Source organism: Anaerotignum faecicola, from assembly GCA_024460105.1.
Classification (GTDB): Bacteria; Bacillota; Clostridia; order Lachnospirales; family Anaerotignaceae; genus JANFXS01.
In genome coordinates this window covers 1-406 of sequence record JANFXS010000476.1, presented here as the reverse complement: position 1 = coordinate 406, position 406 = coordinate 1, and the positions used below count along the sequence as shown (strand labels likewise).

General features: G+C 53.2%; 2 protein-coding genes. Both read right to left on the bottom strand.

The features are described 5' to 3' along the window. On the bottom strand, positions 1-241 hold a 241-nt coding region (locus NE664_14960; GenBank protein MCQ4727935.1), incomplete at its 3' end, for a hypothetical protein. Positions 242-297: 56 nt separating this feature from the next. Further along, the coding region (locus tag NE664_14955; protein ID MCQ4727934.1) for a hypothetical protein at positions 298-406 on the bottom strand (109 nt) is incomplete at its 5' end.

Genomic DNA, 406 nt, shown 5'->3' with positions numbered 1-406 from the left:
CGACGGCCTCTCCTGAGAGCACGGCACCGTCTGAGGCACCTGTGCCGAAGCCAACGGAGAGCCAGACTGCAGCTCCGACGAAGGCTCCGGAGACGGAAGCCTCGACGACGGCTTCTTCAGAGAGCGGAGAGAAGGGGCCTGGAATTCCAACGGGGAGTTCGGGGAATAAAGAGATTGGACCGGGGATCTCATGACGGTGGGACCGGGAAAAGATTAGTTTTAAGAAAAGAGGAATCGGCATATGCTGATTCCTCTCATGGTTTCTGCTGAATTTTGGAGCCTGCGCCGGATTGAGGGTTATTCCCACTCAATCGTAGCCGTAGGCTTCGGACTCAAATCGTAGCACACACGGTTTACATTCTTCACTTCTTTTAAAATACGGTCTGTAATCTTTAACAGCACGGAG